Genomic DNA, 17,212 nt, shown 5'->3' with positions numbered 1-17,212 from the left:
CAGCACGGCGAGGATCGACATCGCGCCGAACATCCAACTCAGCAGCGTGAAAACGTCCCGACGGTCAGCCAGCCAGCCGCCCAGCGGCCTTGTAACCGCCACGCAGACCACCAGAATTGGCGTGTAGACCGCGACCGCTGTCGTCGGATCGACGTGCCAAAAATCGACCAGATAAGTGGGCATGGTCGACGCGAAGAAAACCAGCGTACCGAAGGCCACCCAATAAAGGGCGGGAACGAGCCACACCACGACGCCCGAGCGGTAGACGGCGAAGATTTCCTTGACCGAGGTGTTTTTCAGCTTCCGGTTCGGCGGATCCGACGTGAAGAACATGTAGATTGCCGCCATTCCCAGCGTCGGAATGGCGAAGATCGGGAAGATCATACGCCAACCGTCCGGATCGCTGGTGTCCAGCACGCTGGTGATGAGGAACGAGACGGCCATCATGCCGACCGTGATTCCGACGTTACCCAGCGCAAAGAGGCCCAGCGCCGTGCCCTGTTTCGATTTTGGGTACCAGGAGGACACATGGGCGTTGCCGACCACGAAGCTCGCGCCTCCGAGGCCCAGCATCATTCCCAGGAACAGGAAGGCGATGTAGCTCTCGGCGAAAGTCCCCAAAATCAGGACGATGGAGAGGCAAACCAGCAAAATCGTGAAAACCGTCCGGCCGCCGAACTTGTCCGTCCAGATTCCGAGCGGGATGCTGATGCCGGCCGCGAAAAGCGGCTCCATCGCAGCCAGGATCAACACCTGGGTGCTCGTGAAACTGTACCATTTAATCAGAAACGGGGCGAGTGCGGAAAACATTCCCCAGATCGCGAAACCGAGCGCGAACGCTACGGTTGAAATACATAAAACCTTTGGGTTGCCCGACGGCTCCGCCGCCGGCACGTTAGCCCCTAAAGCTGAATCTTTCACGGTGGCTCCTGACCAAAGAGATCGCCCTTGCACCAAATTCCAAGCTCCGCTCCGGTTACACGTGGTGGAGTGGCTCTCGGAGTCGTACGATAAGTAGTTAACATAGTAACTCTCGGCGATGTTGACGTCTATCAATTTTAGAAAGACACACCGCTCTTTCGAAAACGGCGCTCTTGCCGCCGGATGGTGGTTGCAGGCCGGACTCGAGCCGGGTGTCGCGAGGATGCGGAGAAATTATCCTGAAGGTCGCGATGGCTGCCGATAAACGCGTCATGGTGGGAGGCTCACGCTTGCCTATGGCATTGGACCGCCTCGCTTCCGCCGGCCTATGCAGAAATATGCCACGTCTTTGATCCTGTTCATGTTTCAAGACCTGGAAGCATCTCCGTCCGGCCTGCTCTGAACGCGGCTTCCGCCTGCCTTGCCGGCCGCGCCGGTGCTTCGATCGAATGAGAACGCCGGCTCGATTGCCGAGGCGCTTCCCGCCGGGCGGGCTGGCTTTACGCGTCCTTAATCGCGCCAAAGTTAGGATTGTGCCGCGTGGCTCAGAACGGGCCGCGCCGCTGTCCAGGATGGCCGGCGGTTCGCGTGCGTTGGAGTTTCCCATGGATATCATGACGGGTGCCGGACTTGCTTTCGGCATGCTCGTAGTCGCCGTGATGGTCTTTATGGGCGGCGATCTCCATATGTTCGTCAGCGAACACGCCATGATCATCATCTTCGGTGGTGCGACCGCCGCCACCATGATCCGCTTTCCGCTCGGCGCGATCCTCCACGGCCTGCCGCTCGGCGCCAAGTTCGCCTTCACCATGAGCCGGCTGTCGGCGCGCGACCTTGTCGACGAACTGGCGCGGATCGCCGAGATCGCCCGCAAGCAGGGACCGGTGGGTCTCGAAAAAGTCGAGACCAACGAGCCGTTTCTCGCCAAGGGAATTCGTTTCGTCGCGGACGGCTACGATCTCGAATTCATTCGCGACAACCTCGAACGCGACCGTGACAATTTTCTCATGCACCTCGATGAGGGAAGCAAGATCTACCGCGCCATCGGCGACTGCGCTCCGGCGTTCGGCATGATCGGCACGCTGATCGGCATGGTGCAGATGTTCGCCAACATGACCGATCCTTCCAAGCTCGGTCCGTTCATGGCGACCGCGCTGCTGGCGACGCTTTACGGCGCGCTGGTCGCGAACCTGTTCTGCCTTCCGATCGCGGACAAGCTGCACGGCAAGTTGCTCGATGAGGAAACCAATCGCACGTTGATCATCGACGGCATCCTGATGATCCGGGATTCCAAGAGCCCGGCGCTGGTGCGCGAAATGCTGCTGGCCTATCTGCCGGAGAAGCATCGCCAGGAGGAGGGCGAGCCGGTTCCTGCGTGATCGGATGGCTCTGATCGCAAAACCGGTAGCCGCTTTTGCGGAATAAGCGTGGGTCGGGGAATCGGCGATGGCCAAGAAAAAACGCGGCGATGCGCATGGCGGAGGGCACGGCTGGTTCGTCACGTTCGCCGATCTGATGGGCCTGATGATGAGCTTCTTCGTGATGCTCGTCGCGTTCTCCACAATGGACAATCAAAAACTCAAGATCGTCGCCGGCTCGATGCGTGATGCCTTCGGCTCTCAGACCGAGGTGCGATATTCCGGAATCGTCGAATCGGACGGCCTGCCGACGCGGCCGAAATTGAAGAATGCCGCGCACGTTCCGCCGGAGGAAACCTCCACCACTCCGACCCCCAACGAGCAGGAGCGTTCCAAGACCGCCGGCGCGCGCCTCGAGACGGATCGCGAGTTCGCGCTCGCGTCCGCGTCGCTGCGGCAGGCGCTGCAGGACATGCCCGAGCTGACCGAACTCTCCAAGCACATCATGTTCGAGGAGACCAAGGAAGGGCTCAACCTGGAGATCGTCGACCAGGACGGACGATCGATGTTCGCGGACGGCTCCAAGGAGCCTTACGAGCGGACGCGCATGCTGATCAGGAAGCTCGCGGCTCCGCTGAAGGCGACGCCTTTGCGGATTTCGATCACCGGCCACACCTCATCGAACTTCATGCCGTCGCGCAGCGATTATGACGGCTTCGACCTGTCTGCGGACCGCGCCAACGTCGTTCGCCAGATCCTGGAACGAGAGGGCTTGCCGGCCAGCCACATTTTCGCGGTATCGGGCAAATCGGACAGCATGCCTCTGTTTCCGGACGACCCCTCGCTGGCGGCGAACCGGCGCGTGACCATTACCCTGATGCGCGAGGCGCCTCCGTTGCCTCCGAATCTGAAGCCCTGATCCACGGTATTTTTTTACCGGAAAGCGGATCGCCTACGAGACATATCTGGCCGATCTGTCAATGCAATTCCTCGGATTGACGGGCCAGTGCTTGTGGGCGATAGCCCCGGATCGAAACCATCATCAGAGCGTTTGCAAGAGACCATGGCCGTCAGCGATCCACCCGCCGAAGCCACTGGCGAGGCTTCGGCCAAGACGACCGCCTTTTGGCCGCTGACGCTCGGAAGCATCGGCGTGGTCTTTGGCGATATCGGGACCTCGCCATTGTATGCGTTCCGCGAGGCCGTCAATCACGCCGCGCAGCAGGGGACGGTGACGCCGGTAATCGTGCTCGGCGTCCTGTCGTTGATCCTGTGGTCGCTGTTTATCGTCGTCACCGCCAAGTACGTTCTTCTGCTGCTGCGGGCCGACAACAACGGGGAAGGCGGGACCCTGTCGCTGATGGCGCTCGGACAGCGGGCGCTGGGGCGCAGAAGCCTGCTCCTGCTCGCGCTTGGCGTGGTCGGCGCCTCGATGTTCATCGGCGATTCCATGATCACGCCGGCGATCTCGGTACTCTCCGCGGTCGAAGGATTGAAGCTCGCCGCGCCAGGGCTCGACCATTACGTCGTCCCGCTGACGATGCTGATTCTGGTTATGCTGTTCGCGCTGCAGAGTCGCGGCACCGCGCGGGTCGCTTCCGCATTCGCTCCGGTCATGGCGCTATGGTTCGTGACGATTGCAGTCCTTGGCGTCCTGCACATCCACGAAGATCCGAGTGTGCTGTTGGCGGTCAATCCCTGGCACGCCATTCACTTCCTGCTCAACCATGGCCTGATCGGCCTCGTTATCATGGGGTTGGTCTTTCTGTCGGTCACCGGCGGCGAGGCGCTGTATGCCGACCTCGGCCATTTCGGCCGCAAGCCCATTCAAGCCGCGTGGTTCTGTCTGGTGCTGCCGGCGTTGCTGCTGAACTATTTCGGGCAGGGCGCGCTGATCCTGGCCCATCCCGACGCGATCGAGAACACCTTCTATCGCCTGGCGCCGGCGCCGATGATTCTGCCGCTGGTCGTTCTGGCAACGGCCGCCACAGTGATCGCGAGCCAGGCGGTCATTACCGGCGCCTATTCGCTCATTCGCCAGGCCGTGCAACTCGGCTTGTTGCCGCGTTTCGAGGTCCGCTACACCTCCGAGACCCATGCCGGCCAGATCTACCTGCCGCGCGTCAACTTGCTGCTGCTGATCGGTGTGCTGCTGCTGGTGCTGTTGTTCCGCACCTCGAGCGGGCTCGCGTCGGCCTACGGGATCGCCGTGTCCACGACGATGGTTGCCGACGGCATCATGGGCTTTGTCGTTGTCTGGAAGCTGTGGAACTGGCGAGCAGCGACAGCCGCCGCTCTGGTCGTCCCGCTTGTGGTCGTCGACATGATGTTTTTCAGCGCCAATCTTCTCAAACTGCTCGATGGCGCGTGGGTGCCGCTTCTGTTCGGCTTCACGATGGTGGTGATGATATGGACGTGGCGCCGCGGCACGGCCATCCTCGTCAAGAAGACCCGGCGCACCGAGGTGCCGCTCCTCGATCTCATCAAGAGTCTTGAAAAGCGGCCGCCGCATATCGTCAAGGGAACGGCGGTGTTTCTGACCAGCGATCCGAATTTCGTGCCGACCGCGTTGCTGCACAATCTCAAGCACAACAAGGTTCTTCACGAACACAACGTCATTCTCACCATCGAAACCACGCAGACGCCGCGCGTCGACCCCGGCGACCGGGTTCGCATGGAAACGATCAGCGAGAAGTTCTCGACCGTCAGTCTTCGCTTCGGTTTCATGGAATCGCCCAACGTTCCGAAGGCGCTGGCAATTGCGCGCAAGCTCGGCTGGCAGTTCGACATCATGGCGACATCGTTTTTCGTGTCGCGGCGGTCGCTGAAGCCGTCGGCGCATTCGGGTATGCCGCTCTGGCAGGATCGCCTGTTCATCGCGCTGAGCCGGTCGGCCAACGATGCGACGGATTACTTTCAAATTCCGACCGGGCGGGTCGTGGAAGTGGGAACACAAGTGATTATCTGACCTCCGCCTTGTGCCTTTCCCCGCATAGACGGGGGCTGTGATCGAAATGTGCCGTGCATGTCGGGGCGGACGGACGCATAAGCCGCGTCGCTTCGCACGATGCAGTCCAGGACCTCGGGGTCTCATCCATGACAAGCGACAGTGCAAGCTCGGCCGCGGCGACGCCGGCGGCGAACGAATCCGGTGACGCCCATTCAACCGCCGGGTTCAAGGCGCTGATGCTGGGCAGCATCGGGGTGGTCTATGGTGACATCGGCACTAGCCCGCTTTACGCGCTTCGCGAGGCGGTCGTCGCCGCCGGTGCGGCGGGAAGCGGAGCCGACCCGCAGGCTGTGCTGGGTGTTCTCTCGCTGATCCTGTGGGCACTGATCGTGGTGGTGACGCTGAAATACGTCCTGATCCTGCTGCGGGCGGACAATCACGGCGAGGGCGGTATCCTGGCGCTGATGGCGCTGGCGCAGCGCGCCGCGAGCCGGCGGGCGGCCGCCATCGTGCTGCTCGGGGTCATCGGCGGCGCCCTGTTCTACGGGGATGCGGTGATCACGCCGGCGCTTTCGGTGCTGTCGGCCATCGAAGGCATCAAGCTGACCACTTCGGCGCTGGATCCCTATGTCGTGCCGATCACGGTGGTGATTCTGCTGGCGCTGTTTGCGGTTCAGTCGCGGGGGACGGCGCGCGTCGCCGCCTTCTTCGGACCCGTGATGTGCGTCTGGTTCGCCATGATCGCGGCGGCGGCCATTCCACAGGTGACAAAACATCCCGAGGTTCTGCTGGCCTTCAATCCGCTCCATGCCATCGGTTTCATGCTTCATCATGGCGTCGTCGGGTTCATCACGCTGGGCGCCGTGTTTCTGGCGGTTACGGGAGCCGAGGCGCTCTATGCCGATCTCGGTCATTTCGGCAAACGGCCGATTCAGGCGGCCTGGCTTGCGATCGTGCTGCCCTCGCTGGTGCTGAACTATCTCGGACAGGGCGCGCTGGTGATCGCCCGTCCTGAAGCGATCGAAAATCCTTTCTTTCTGCTGTTTCCGGCGTGGTCGCTCGTGCCCGTCGTGATCATGGCCACCGCCGCGACGGTGATCGCGATCCAGGCCGTCATCACCGGCGCCTATTCGCTGACGCGTCAGGCGACCCAGCTCGGACTGTTGCCGCGATTTGAAATCCGTCACACCTCGGAAGAGCACTCCGGACAGATCTACATGCCTCGCGTCAACATGATGCTCGTCATCAGCGTCGTGCTGCTGGTGCTGCTGTTCCGGTCCTCGAGCGCGCTGGCGTCCGCCTATGGCATTTCGGTCACGGGAACGATGGTCGTCACCGCGATGATGGGATTCGTCGTCATCTGGAAGGTCTGGCGCTGGCCGGCGCTCGCCGCCGCCGCCCTGATCGCGCCGTTTCTGTTGCTCGATCTCACGTTCCTCGCGGCGAATCTGTTGAAGGTTTTCGAGGGTGGCTGGATGCCGCTGGCGCTTGGCGGCACGGTGATGCTGCTGATGTATACGTGGCGTCGCGGCAGCCGGCTCCTGTTCGAGAAATCCCGCAAGCTTGAATTTCCGCTGCTCGATCTGGTGGAGATGCTGGAAAAGCGGCCGCCGCACCGCATTCCCGGAACCGCGGTGTTTCTGACCAGCGACCCGGATTTTGCCCCAGCGGCGCTGATGCATAGCCTGAAACACTACAAGGTGCTTCACGAGAAGAACGTCATCCTCACCATCGAGACCGCGCAGACGCCGCGTATCGAGCCTCGCGACCGGGTGCGGCTGGAGCAGATCAGCGCCACGTTTTCGCGCGTGACGCTGCGCTTCGGCTTCATGGAAAGTCCCAACGTCCCGAAGGCGCTCGCCATCGCACGGAAACTCGGCTGGCAGTTCGATATCATGGCGACCTCGTTCTTTCTGTCGCGACGCACACTCAAACCGGCCGCACGCTCCGCGATGCCGCTCTGGCAGGACCGCCTGTTCCTCGCGCTGAGCCGCTCGGCCAACGACGCGACCGATTACTTCCAGATTCCGACCGGACGGGTCGTCGAAGTGGGGACGCAAATCAGCATTTAGGTGGGTGGCGCTTGATTTTATCGGCCCAAGGGGCGACCTTGCGCGGCCGGAGAGCGGACGAAAAATCGGCGTGCATGCGCCTGACTGCAAAGTACGAGGAGGTTGCGTTGGCGGATCGGAATTTTGTCGTTCATGACCTGACGCCGGAAGACGTCTCGAAGGGCGTGGCTGAGGGACGCTATCTGCTGGTGGACGTCCGCGAGCCGAACGAGGTTGCGGCGGAGGCTTTTCCCGACGCGGCCGTCGTCGCCCTGTCGGTCTTCGATCCCAAGGCTATTCCAGATCCGCAAGGCAAGCAGGTGGTGTTCGCCTGCCGCTCGGGCAAACGCTCGGTGACCGCGTCGATGATGGCGCAGGCTGACGGCCTTGCCTATGACAAGCATCTCGCCGGCGGAATTCTTGGGTGGAAAGCGGTAGGGCTGCCGACGCGAAGCGGCGGTTGAGATTTTACGCCTTCGATGAACAAGGTCTTCGCAGGCCTTCCGGTCACGATCTTCGAGACGATGTCGCAGCTCGCGCGCGACAACGATGCGATCAATCTCGGGCAGGGTTTCCCTGACGATCCGGGTCCGGAGGACATTCGGCGCGCGGCGGCGGAGGCCGTTCTCGACGGTTACAACCAGTATCCGTCGATGATGGGAATTCCGCAGTTGCGCCAGGCGATCGCCACGCATTACCGGCACTGGCATGGACTGGCGCTGGATCCGGTGAGCGAGGTCATGGTCACCTCGGGCGGCACGGAGGCGCTGACCAGCGCGATCCTCGCCGTGGTCGAGCCCGGCGACGAGGTCATCGTCTTTCAGCCGGTTTACGACTCATACCTTCCCATCATCAGGCAGGCCGGCGGTGTTCCGCGGCTGGTGCGGCTGGAGCCGCCGCACTGGCGATTGACGGAAGACGCGCTTCGCGCCGCCTTCACGCGCAAGACGAAAGCGGTGGTCTTCAACAATCCGCTCAATCCGGCCGCGGTGGTCTATCCGCGCGAGGACCTGGAATTGCTGGCGCGGTTTTGCCAGGAATTCGATGCAGTCGCGATCTGCGACGAGGTCTGGGAGCACGTCGTCTTCGACGGCCGCGACCATATCCCGCTGATCACGATTCCCGGCATGCGCGAGCGTACCATCAAGATCGGTTCGGCCGGGAAGATATTTTCGCTGACCGGCTGGAAGGTCGGCTTCGTCTGCGCCGCGCCGCCGCTGCTCAAAGTGACCGCGAAGGTGCATCAGTTTCTGACCTTCACGACGCCGCCCAACCTTCAGGCCGCGGTCGCCCATGGCCTTGCCAAGCCGGACGATTTTTTCCTGGCCATGCGCAGCGATCTGGCGCGACGCCGCGACCGCCTGACCCGCGGGCTTGAAGACATCGGGTTTCCGGTTCTGCCATCGCAAGGAACCTATTTCCTGACGGTCGATCTCGCGCCGCTCGGCCTCAATGAAACCGACGAAGCGTTTTGCAAGCGCATCGTGGCCGACCACAAGGTCGCGGCGATCCCGGTATCGGCGTTCTACGAACGGGACGCAGTCACCTCGGTCGTGCGATTCTGTTTCGCCAAGACCGACGCCACGCTCGACAGCGCGCTGGAGCGTTTGTCCGACGCCGTACATGCCCTTTAGGACGGTGCAGCGATGATTCCAAATCGACACACATGGCTTTATCGATACACATGGCTTTGGGTTGCTGCTGCGTTCGCGCTCGGTTTCGGCGCGCTATCATCTCCGCGCGCGCAGGCGGCCGATCGGGTCGTGAATTTCTACAACTGGTCGAGCTATATTGCGCCCGGCGTGCTCGATGATTTCACCAAGGAGACCGGCATCAAGGTGGTCTACGACACCTTCGATGCCAACGAGACGCTGGAGACGAGACTTCTCGCCGGCAAGTCGGGCTACGACGTGGTGGTGCCAACCGCCTATTTCCTGCAGCGACAGATCGGCGCGAATATTTTCCAGAAGCTCGACAAGTCGAAGCTGCCGAATCTCGCCAATGCGTGGTCGGCGGTGACGGCGAAGCTCGCGGTCTACGATCCGGGCAACCGATACGCCGTGAACTACATGTGGGGAACGACCGGCATCGGCTACAACGTCAAAGCCGTGCATCGCATTCTTGGGCCTGATGGCAAGATCGATAGCTGGGATATCGTCTTCGATCCGGACAAGCTCGCAAAATTCAAGGACTGCGGCGTCCAGATGCTCGATTCCGCCGACGATATCCTGCCGGCGGCATTGAACTATCTGGGCCTCGACCCGAATTCCATCGCATCCGCCGATCTTGAGCGCGCAGCGGCCCTTGTCAGCAAGGTGACGCCCTTTGTCAGGAAATTTCATTCCTCGGAATATCTGAACAGCCTCGCAACCGGCGAGATCTGTCTCGTCGTCGGCTGGTCCGGCGATATCAAGCAGGCACAGAGCCGCGCGGCGGAAACCAACAACGGCGTGGAGATCGGTTACGCGATTCCGAAAGAGGGCGCGCAGATGTTTTTCGACAATCTTGCGATCCCGGCGGATGCGAAGAACGTCGCCGAGGCCTATGAACTGATCAATTATCTCTATCGGCCCGACGTGGCGGCGAAGAATTCCGATTTCCTGTCCTATGCCAACGGCAATCTGGCCAGCCAGAAGCTGATCGATCCGAAAATCTTCAACGACAAGACGATTTATCCGGACGCGGCCACGATGAAGCGGCTGTTCGTCATCACGGCGCGCAACCCCGCGACCCAGCGCATGATCAACCGGCTCTGGACCCGCGTGAAAACCGGGCGGTGAAAAGAGCTACGGCGGGTCGTATAGCCCGAGAGTTTTCGTTCGAGTGCGAGACGCTCTACCGCCAGCGGCGGTGCAGCCACAGCCATTGATCCGGATATTCGCGGACCCAGCCTTCGATCACCGAGGTGATCGCCTGCATCGTGCCTTGCACGTCGATGTCGCCGTTGGCATCGCGCACCGGAGCGATCTCCTCAGACAGTTCGGCGCGGAAGCGATGGCCGGGCAGGCGGATGATCCGCACGCCGTGGATCGGGCATTCGATCTGTCGCAACAGTCGCGCCAGCATCGGATTGGCCTTGGTCTTGCGTCCGAAGAACGTGACGTCGACGCCGTTGGTCAGGTACTGATCGACCAGCATGGCGACGTGCTGGCCGCTTTGCAGGGCGTTGGCCAGTTTAAACGGCGCGTCGCGGCCGGCCGGGATCAGCGTTCCCATGTTGACGGAGCGCATCTGCTCGATCACGCGATCGGCCGATGCGATGTTCGGCCTGCGATACAGCACCGCCGCATCGAGTCCGTGCGCGACGGCGGCGACGGCCGGAAGTTCCCAGTTGCCGAGATGGCTTGCGAAGATCAGCGCCGGCTTGCCGTCGTCGCGCAGCCGTTCAAATAGCTTCCGGCTCTTCGGTTCGATTTCGATGCGGCCGTTTCCAAGGCGGTCGGGATCAAGATCCCAGATGCGATCGAGATGGGCGAACTCCGCGCCGATGCGGCCGAGGTTGTCCCACACCCCTGCAAGAATCTTTTCGATCTCCTCCGGCGACTTGTCGGGAAACGCCGCGCTGAGGTTGGCGCGACCGATCTTCTGCTCGCGTAGCATCGGTCCGATCTTCTGCGTGATGCGACCGAACAGGTTCGCCGTCTTGATCGGGTCGAAATAGCGCGTCGTGCGCAACAGGGCGACCGTCAGCGCGCCGATCGTGACCGCGCCTACGGGTTTGATCGCGTCGCGCAGCCGCGCGCGGGTTCGAAGCAGGAGGCGGCGCATCAGGGGCGGACAGTGATTGTGCCGCACATCGGTCGGCTTCTCCGGCGCGTCGACACCTCGCCGTCAGACCGGTTCGCGCGTCAGGATCAGCGACGCGTTCTGGCCGCCGAAGCCGAACGAGTTCGACATCACCGTGGTGACGCACGCATCGCGGGCCGCGTTGGGCACGACATCGAACGGGATCGCCGGGTCCGGCACGTCATAGTTGATGGTGGGAGGAATGCGCTGGTGTTCGAGCGTCAGGAGCGAAAACACCGCTTCGACGGCTCCCGCTGCCGAGAGGGTGTGGCCGACCATGGATTTGTTCGATGAGACCGGAATCTGCTTGGCGCGCTCGCCGAACACGGACGAGATGCCGAGATATTCCATCTTGTCGTTTTCCGGCGTGCCGGTGCCGTGCGCGTTGATGTAGTCGATCTGCTCGATGGTCACGCCGGCATCCGTCAGCGCATTGCGGACGCATCCGATGATCGGCTTGCCGTCCGGACTCGATCGCGTGCGGTGGAAGGAGTCGGCCAGTTCGCCGCATCCCGCCATGACGCCGAGGATTTTCGCGCCGCGCGCGACCGCGGCCTCGTAGCTTTCGAGAACCAGCGCGCCCGCGCCCTCGGCCATCACGAAGCCGTCGCGGTTTTTGGCGAACGGCCGTACCGCGGCGTGCGGAGGATCGTTGTGGGTCGATAGCGCCGACAGCAGCGAAAACCGGATCAGCGCTTCGGGATTGACCGAGCCGTCGGTCGCGACGCACAGCGCGGCGTCGGCCTCGCCGCGGCGGATCGCTTCGATGCCGAGCTGGATCGCGGTTGCCCCCGATGCGCAGGCCGTCGAAAGCGAGATGGGCGAGCCTTTGGTGCCGAAGGTTTCGGCGAGATGATCGGCGACGGAGCCGAACAGGAAGCGGCGGTGATACTTCTTGAACGCGCCGCCGCCGCTGACCCGCAGTATCTGATCGTAGTCGATCTCGGTGTCCGAACCGATGACGCGGCCGAGTTCGTGACGCTGCGGCCATTCGAGTTCGACCGGAGCGACCGCGAGAAACAGCGGGCCTGGAAAATCGCCGGCGCTGCCGATGCCCGCCTGCGCGACGGCCTCCTCGGTCGCGATGTTCGCGAGCCGCTCGGAGAGGTCGGTCGACGAGAACGGCTCGACCGGGATGAAATCGATGGTGCCGGCCATCGTGGTCCTGAGGCCTTCGGTCGGGAAGCGCGTGATGGTCCTGATGCCGGATTCGCCTGCGCAAAGTCTGGCCCAGTTGTCGGTCTTGCCGGAGCCCAGCGACGTTACGACGCCCATGCCGGTGACGACGACGACGGGTCTGCCGGATTTGTCGCGCATTGCGGTCATGGTCCCCTCGTCGAATTAGCCGGTTCAGCGGATCGCTTCGACCAGCGCCATGCCTTCGCCGCGCCAGTGACCGGCTCCGATCACGACAATCTGGGCCGGAGGTTCTGACATTTCAATCTCCTGATCCGATGAATCGTCCGGCGCGAACAGCGCCCCGCGCGACAGCGACAACGCGGCGACGGCGAGCCCGAGTGGAAACTGCGCCTCCAGGGCGTGACCGAACATCGTTCCGGTCGCGCGGACCGGGATGTCGGGATGGGCGCGAAGGAAGGCGCGTTCTTCGGAGGTCACCGGCTCGGCGCCGGTGGCGCCGGTAATGATCGCGGTGGCCTCGGCGCGGCTGCCGAGCTTCGACCACAACGATTCCAGCGTTGATGTGACCTCGCCCGGGCGTTTGCGCCGTGCATGGTCGGCGACGATGCTGGTCAGGCGCGCGAACGGCTTCGCGCCGCGAGCCTCGGCATGGGCGCGGGATTCGATCACCAGGAAAGCGCCGCCGGATCCGAGCGCGAACCCGCTGCTCTGCTCGCGCGTCCAGACCGGTGCGAATTTTTCTTTCAGGTTGAAGTCGCCGAATTCGTAGAGGAGGAGCAGGTCCTTGCGCTCGCCATTATGGGCTGCGCCGACCAGCGCGATGTCGCTCTGGCCGGCAGCGATCCGAGCCAGCGCGATGCGAACCGCGTCGAAGCCGGCGGCTTCTTCGCCCATGAATGTGCGCGACGAGCCGGTCACGCCGTGGACGATGGCGATGTTGCCGGCGAGAAGGTTGGACAGTTGCGCCAAAAAGAGCGTCGGCCTCAGCTCGTTCATCAGCCGCTCGTTGAGAAAGCCGGGCGCGGCGTTGCCCTTGGCCTCGGCGTTGAGAATTCCGGCGTCGACAACGAGGTCGCGTTCGCCGCCGCCGGCGGCGACGATCATGTCCATTCGTGACAGGATATCCGTGTTGCCTTTGACGCCGGCGGAATCGAGCGCCAGTCCGGCCGCGTACGTTCCAATGCGCTGCCAGGCTTCCATCTGGCGCTGGTCGCCCTTTTTCGGAATCTGCGCGTCGAAGCTGACCGGCGCCAGCGGATGAACGACATAAGGCGCGAAGCTCTTTTCGTCGGCGTTGATGCGGCGCTGGTTCAGCGCCTCCCAATGCGCATCGAGGCCCTCGCCGAGCGACGTGGCGAGGCCGATGCCGGTGATCCAGGCTTCGATCGGCTTTGAACGCGATGATGTCTCAGTCATGCGCGATCATCTGTTGCGGGAATCCGATACGCTTGGCCATCGCCTCCATGTGCCCGCGCAAATCCGCGTTCGGAAAGGCGGCGACGCCGAACGTGATCGTCGCGTTGCATCGCGGTTTGCCGTCGACGCTGACTTTGGCCTGGGTCACGGCGTAGCCGGACCCGTCGTGAACCAGACTTGCCGTAACGCTCAGGAGTTCGCCGGGAGTTACAAACCTTCGCATCTTGGCTTCCTTGACCGCGGCAAGAAACGGCATGCGCTCGAACTTCATCAACGCGATCAGCAACCAGCCCGATGCCTGCGCCATCGACTCGATCAACAGAACGCCCGGCATCAGCGGATATCCGGGAAAATGCCCCTCGAAGATCGTGCTTTGCCGAGGCACCTGAGCCTCAACCGCGATCGTTTTCTCACCGATATCGAGGTCGGTAATGCGGTCGATCAGGTGAAAATATGCGAGATCCATGGCCGCGCGATTACGCGCCCTTGGCGGCGACCAGCTCGTCGATGCGCGCGCTGAGATTTTTCAGGACGAAGTATTGCTCGGTCGTCGCCTTGCCGTCGTTGACCTCCTGCGTCCACTTCTCCAGCGGCAACTTGATCCCGAACGCCTTGTCGATTGCGAATGCGATGTCGAGGAAATCAAGGCTGTCGATCCCCAGATCATCAATGGCGTGGCTCTCGGGGGTGATCGTATCGCGGGGAATGTCGCAGGTTTCTGCGATGATGGTAGCGACCCGATCGAATGTGGAAGACATCTTTAAGCCTTTGATATATTTGGAGATAAATGTCGCATTGGCGTTCGACGGCGACGCCGGCTCCGCAACGGCCAGCCCATCGCGCGGAGTCGAGTGCCCATATATCGGAGCGCTGTCCCGAGTTCAATGGCGCGGGCCACTCGCGAAGCCGTATTCCGCAGCCGAATCAGGGTGCTTTCCAGTGGTCTGATTCCTGCTTTGCCGATCTTGCGGGCGTTGCATGAGGTGCGCAATCCCCGAAGGCTTCGTCAGGGCAAAGTCTCCAATAGGCGCCAGGCGGCGATGCTCATGGCCAGCCACAGTCCCACGGCGGTCAATGCAATCGTGAAGGCGAACGCAGCCGCATTTGCGAGCATCCGGTGGCGGAAGTCGTCCGGCTGCTCATCAGGAGGTTGATTGCGCGGGACAAGGTCGTGGACAGGGTCGGCGGGCGTCGCCGGCGGCCGCCGGTCGGGCAGTCCTGCAGGGTGGCGCGGCCGGAACTGGAGCACGACGTGCTCGCCCTCCGACATTTTGGGCCGCTGTTTTCCCATCGGGCAACTCCGCAGGATCCACTGTAATTTTAGCACATTGCGCGCGATATACACTCAGAAAGTCGTCATCACGGGTGGGCTGTGTATAGGTGCGAGGCTTTGCGGTCTTTGCGGGTCGGATCGTCGCCGATGCCCGATCAATTCGACAATTTTGAAGTCAGCGGTAGCATGCCATAACCGAACGTCGGTTTTGCAGGTCCGGAGCGCCGATCATGACGAATACCCGCGAACCTGTTCTGCAGCCGATCCCGATCCTGTCGCTTCGTCCGACTCAGATGACGGTCGGAATGCGCGAGGTGAAGGAAAAACGCCAGCGCTGGCGCGCTCACAAATCAAAGGAAAAACAGGCGAAACTGCTAGGCGAGCATATGATTCCGGTGGTGCTCGGACCCGATCGGCGCCATTACGTCGTCGATCATCATCACCTCGCTCGGGCCCTTCACGACGAGGGAGTGAAGGACATCCTTGTCACCGTTATTGCCGATCTGACGATGGTCGATCGAGATGCGTTCTGGGTTGTGCTCGATAACCGCCGATGGGTCTATCCCTACGATGCGAAGGGAGAGCGCCGTCATTACAGGGATATTCCGAAATCGATCGCCGATCTGAAAGACGATCCTTTCCGCAGCCTTGCCGGCGAGCTGCGTCGGGCCGGCGGCTATGCCAAGGATACCACTCCGTTCAGCGAATTTCTCTGGGCCGACTATTTACGGCGAAGACTGTCACGCAAGAGCGTCGAAGCCGATTTTGCCAAGGCAATGGAGAAGGCGCTGGCGCTGGCGAAGAGCGCGGAAGCGGTCTATCTGCCTGGATGGTGCGGACCGGCGTCGGATGACTGACGTCACTTCGCCAGCCGTCCCATCAGATAAAACTCGTCGTTGGGGCGCATGTCGGTGACGTTCGCCATCCGGTTCGACAGCGCGAAAAACGCGGCGATGGCGGCGATGTCCCAGACGTCGTCGTTCGTGAAGCCGTGTTCGGCAAGGCTCGCAAAGTCCGCGTCGCTGACCTTGTGCGCTTCGGCGCTGACCTTCAGCGCGAAATCGAGCATCGCTTTCTGACGTGGTGTGATATCGGCCTTGCGATAGTTCGCCGCGATCTGGTCGGCGATCTGCGGATTCCTGGCGCGGATGCGAAGGATCGCGCCGTGAGCCACGACGCAGTACTGACATTGATTGGCGATGCTGGTGGCGACCACGATCATTTCGCGCTCGGCTTTTGTCAGCCCGCCATCCTTGTCCATGAGCGCATCGTGATAGGCGAAAAATGCGCGAAATTCGTCGGGGCGATAGGCCAGCGTCAGGAAGACGTTGGGAACGAAGCCGGACTTCTCCTGCACCGCCAGAATCCGCGCGCGAACGTCGTCAGGCAGCGTGGCGAGATCGGGTATCGGGAAACGTCCGGCGGCTGGCGACGTCATCGGGTCCGTCCTGTGCGATCCACATGCAGATCATAAGGGACCGCCGGCTGGCCTGAAAGCGGAAGCCCGCATCCTGCTCCATTCGGGAAGCGCGAACCTGCTACCGCAACGGCCTTTTCAGGAGCGTGAAACGGTCGGGATCGAGGCCGAGCGACGGCTGCAGCATCGGCGCGTCCAGCATGCGTGCCGGCTTTTCCGTGGAGACGATGTCGTTGGGAGCGTCGCGATGCGAGGTCGCGCCCCGCCAGCGTTCCAGAACGGCGTCGACGAACTGCGCGTCATGGCCGGGGTTGCTCGACGGCACGGTCGAAATCGTCGCCTCGCTGCGCGGCAACTGATGCGCCGGAACTTCCTTGAAGCGCAGCCGGGTAGGGAGCGCGACGCCTTCGCCGAAGGCCAGCACTTCGCGGGTTCCGAGTGACGGCACGAACGAGAGCAGGTTGGCCGCCGCATCCGAGACCGCCGAACGCAGCAGCGCCTGGTCGCGCTCGTTGGCGAGCCGCATCGTGAACAGCGTGTTGCATTGGGAAATGATGGTGGCGTCGAGTTCGGCCGGACGCTGCGTCACGAGGCCGAGATAGACGCCGTACTTGCGGCCTTCCTTGGCGATGCGGGAAATCGCCTTGCGCGTCGGGCCGAAGCCGATGCTGCGGTCGGCCGACGCATAGCGGTGGGCTTCCTCGCAGACGAACAGCAGCGGCGAGACGCCGTCGCTCCACAGGCCAAAGTCGAACGCCATGCGGCAGAGGACCGACACGACGGAGTCGACGACCTCCGCGGGAAAGCCCGCAAGCTGCATGATGGTCATCGGCTTGCCGTTGGCGGGCAGGCGGAACAACAGGCTGACGACCTCGGCCATGGTATCGCCGCCGACGTTCG

At 62.4% G+C, this 17,212-nt stretch carries 16 protein-coding genes and 1 pseudogene; 8 read left to right on the top strand and 9 right to left on the bottom strand.

Annotation, left to right across the window (positions count from 1 at the left end; genetic code table 11):
* Positions 1-921 (bottom strand): MFS transporter (locus BGN91_RS01320; RefSeq protein ID WP_292610163.1); only part of this gene is annotated, 921 nt, incomplete at its 3' end.
* Positions 922-1,526: 605 nt separating this feature from the next.
* Here BGN91_RS01320 and BGN91_RS01315 point away from each other — a divergent pair.
* The 7 genes from BGN91_RS01315 to BGN91_RS01285 all read left to right on the top strand — a co-directional run bounded on the left by BGN91_RS01315 (position 1,527) and on the right by BGN91_RS01285 (position 10,060).
* Entirely contained in the window at positions 1,527-2,300 is a 774-nt protein-coding gene (locus tag BGN91_RS01315; protein WP_292610162.1) for a MotA/TolQ/ExbB proton channel family protein, read from the top strand.
* 67 nt (positions 2,301-2,367) lie between these two features.
* Positions 2,368-3,198, top strand: coding sequence for a flagellar motor protein MotB (locus tag BGN91_RS01310; RefSeq protein ID WP_292610161.1), 831 nt, complete (start codon positions 2,368-2,370; stop codon positions 3,196-3,198).
* 144 nt (positions 3,199-3,342) lie between these two features.
* Positions 3,343-5,247 (top strand): potassium transporter Kup, encoded by a 1,905-nt coding sequence (locus tag BGN91_RS01305; protein ID WP_292610160.1) that lies wholly within the window; start codon positions 3,343-3,345, stop codon positions 5,245-5,247.
* A gap of 128 nt (positions 5,248-5,375) precedes the next feature.
* The gene (locus tag BGN91_RS01300) at positions 5,376-7,301 is read left to right on the top strand and encodes a potassium transporter Kup (protein ID WP_292610159.1); all 1,926 of its coding nucleotides are present in this window, start codon (positions 5,376-5,378) and stop codon (positions 7,299-7,301) included.
* Between the two features lie 74 nt (positions 7,302-7,375).
* Entirely contained in the window at positions 7,376-7,744 is a 369-nt protein-coding gene (locus BGN91_RS01295; RefSeq protein WP_292610158.1) for a rhodanese-like domain-containing protein, read from the top strand.
* Between the two features lie 15 nt (positions 7,745-7,759).
* Positions 7,760-8,914 carry an aminotransferase gene (locus BGN91_RS01290; protein WP_292610157.1) on the top strand — a complete coding sequence of 385 codons (1,155 nt, stop codon included), beginning with the start codon at positions 7,760-7,762 and terminating at the stop codon, positions 8,912-8,914.
* A 12-nt stretch (positions 8,915-8,926) separates the two neighbouring features.
* Complete coding sequence (locus BGN91_RS01285; protein WP_292610156.1) at positions 8,927-10,060, top strand: polyamine ABC transporter substrate-binding protein; 1,134 nt, start codon at positions 8,927-8,929, stop codon at positions 10,058-10,060.
* 55 nt (positions 10,061-10,115) lie between these two features.
* On the opposite strand, the gene BGN91_RS01280 is transcribed toward BGN91_RS01285, so the two are convergent.
* From BGN91_RS01280 to BGN91_RS01255, 6 genes are all read right to left on the bottom strand, one after another.
* Positions 10,116-11,048: a lipid A biosynthesis lauroyl acyltransferase gene (locus BGN91_RS01280; protein ID WP_292610155.1), complete on the bottom strand. Its 933-nt coding sequence runs from the start codon at positions 11,046-11,048 to the stop codon at positions 10,116-10,118.
* Positions 11,049-11,111: 63 nt separating this feature from the next.
* A complete protein-coding gene (locus BGN91_RS01275) occupies positions 11,112-12,392 on the bottom strand; it encodes a beta-ketoacyl-ACP synthase (protein WP_292610154.1) in 1,281 nt (426 codons plus the stop codon).
* 24 nt (positions 12,393-12,416) lie between these two features.
* Positions 12,417-13,622 (bottom strand): beta-ketoacyl-ACP synthase, encoded by a 1,206-nt coding sequence (locus BGN91_RS01270; RefSeq protein WP_292610153.1) that lies wholly within the window; start codon positions 13,620-13,622, stop codon positions 12,417-12,419.
* On the bottom strand, positions 13,615-14,088 hold the full coding sequence (locus BGN91_RS01265; RefSeq protein ID WP_292610152.1) for a 3-hydroxyacyl-ACP dehydratase FabZ family protein: 474 nt from the start codon (positions 14,086-14,088) through the stop codon (positions 13,615-13,617). Before BGN91_RS01265 ends, BGN91_RS01270 begins: the two co-directional genes overlap by 8 nt.
* A gap of 10 nt (positions 14,089-14,098) precedes the next feature.
* Positions 14,099-14,380, bottom strand: a complete 282-nt coding sequence (locus tag BGN91_RS01260) for an acyl carrier protein (RefSeq protein ID WP_011510017.1) — start codon at positions 14,378-14,380, stop codon at positions 14,099-14,101.
* A 248-nt stretch (positions 14,381-14,628) separates the two neighbouring features.
* On the bottom strand, positions 14,629-14,913 hold the full coding sequence (locus BGN91_RS01255; RefSeq protein WP_292610151.1) for a hypothetical protein: 285 nt from the start codon (positions 14,911-14,913) through the stop codon (positions 14,629-14,631).
* Between the two features lie 212 nt (positions 14,914-15,125).
* Between BGN91_RS01255 and BGN91_RS01250 the strand changes: the two genes are divergently transcribed.
* Entirely contained in the window at positions 15,126-15,752 is a 627-nt protein-coding gene (locus tag BGN91_RS01250) for a ParB-like protein (protein WP_292610150.1), read from the top strand.
* A 2-nt stretch (positions 15,753-15,754) separates the two neighbouring features.
* Here the strand turns inward: BGN91_RS01250 and BGN91_RS01245 are convergent, their stop codons facing one another.
* Positions 15,755-16,333, bottom strand: coding sequence for a peroxidase-related enzyme (locus tag BGN91_RS01245; protein ID WP_292610149.1), 579 nt, complete (start codon positions 16,331-16,333; stop codon positions 15,755-15,757).
* A 100-nt stretch (positions 16,334-16,433) separates the two neighbouring features.
* Positions 16,434-17,212 (bottom strand): annotated as a pseudogene (locus BGN91_RS01240) (ATPase); the annotation flags it as partial.

This window comes from Nitrobacter sp. 62-13 (genome assembly GCF_001896955.1).
Lineage (GTDB): Bacteria > Pseudomonadota > Alphaproteobacteria > Rhizobiales > Xanthobacteraceae > Nitrobacter.
Note: the sequence above shows the minus strand (reverse complement) of the source record. Positions and strands in the feature narration are given on the sequence as shown.

What these genes read in the sequence shown, in the direction of transcription:
- BGN91_RS01285 (WP_292610156.1), top strand. Translation starts at nt 8,927, where the DNA reads ATGATTCCAAATCGACACACATGGCTTTATCGATACACATGGCTTTGG.
- BGN91_RS01295 (WP_292610158.1), top strand. Translation starts at nt 7,376, where the DNA reads ATGCGCCTGACTGCAAAGTACGAGGAGGTTGCGTTGGCGGATCGGAAT.
- BGN91_RS01300 (WP_292610159.1), top strand. Translation starts at nt 5,376, where the DNA reads ATGACAAGCGACAGTGCAAGCTCGGCCGCGGCGACGCCGGCGGCGAAC.
- BGN91_RS01255 (WP_292610151.1), bottom strand. Translation starts at nt 14,913, where the DNA reads ATGGGAAAACAGCGGCCCAAAATGTCGGAGGGCGAGCACGTCGTGCTC.
- BGN91_RS01290 (WP_292610157.1), top strand. Translation starts at nt 7,760, where the DNA reads ATGAACAAGGTCTTCGCAGGCCTTCCGGTCACGATCTTCGAGACGATG.
- BGN91_RS01315 (WP_292610162.1), top strand. Translation starts at nt 1,527, where the DNA reads ATGGATATCATGACGGGTGCCGGACTTGCTTTCGGCATGCTCGTAGTC.
- BGN91_RS01270 (WP_292610153.1), bottom strand. Translation starts at nt 13,622, where the DNA reads ATGACTGAGACATCATCGCGTTCAAAGCCGATCGAAGCCTGGATCACC.
- BGN91_RS01265 (WP_292610152.1), bottom strand. Translation starts at nt 14,088, where the DNA reads ATGGATCTCGCATATTTTCACCTGATCGACCGCATTACCGACCTCGAT.
- BGN91_RS01245 (WP_292610149.1), bottom strand. Translation starts at nt 16,333, where the DNA reads ATGACGTCGCCAGCCGCCGGACGTTTCCCGATACCCGATCTCGCCACG.
- BGN91_RS01305 (WP_292610160.1), top strand. Translation starts at nt 3,343, where the DNA reads ATGGCCGTCAGCGATCCACCCGCCGAAGCCACTGGCGAGGCTTCGGCC.
- BGN91_RS01280 (WP_292610155.1), bottom strand. Translation starts at nt 11,048, where the DNA reads ATGCGCCGCCTCCTGCTTCGAACCCGCGCGCGGCTGCGCGACGCGATC.
- BGN91_RS01310 (WP_292610161.1), top strand. Translation starts at nt 2,368, where the DNA reads ATGGCCAAGAAAAAACGCGGCGATGCGCATGGCGGAGGGCACGGCTGG.
- BGN91_RS01250 (WP_292610150.1), top strand. Translation starts at nt 15,126, where the DNA reads ATGACGAATACCCGCGAACCTGTTCTGCAGCCGATCCCGATCCTGTCG.
- BGN91_RS01275 (WP_292610154.1), bottom strand. Translation starts at nt 12,392, where the DNA reads ATGACCGCAATGCGCGACAAATCCGGCAGACCCGTCGTCGTCGTCACC.
- BGN91_RS01260 (WP_011510017.1), bottom strand. Translation starts at nt 14,380, where the DNA reads ATGTCTTCCACATTCGATCGGGTCGCTACCATCATCGCAGAAACCTGC.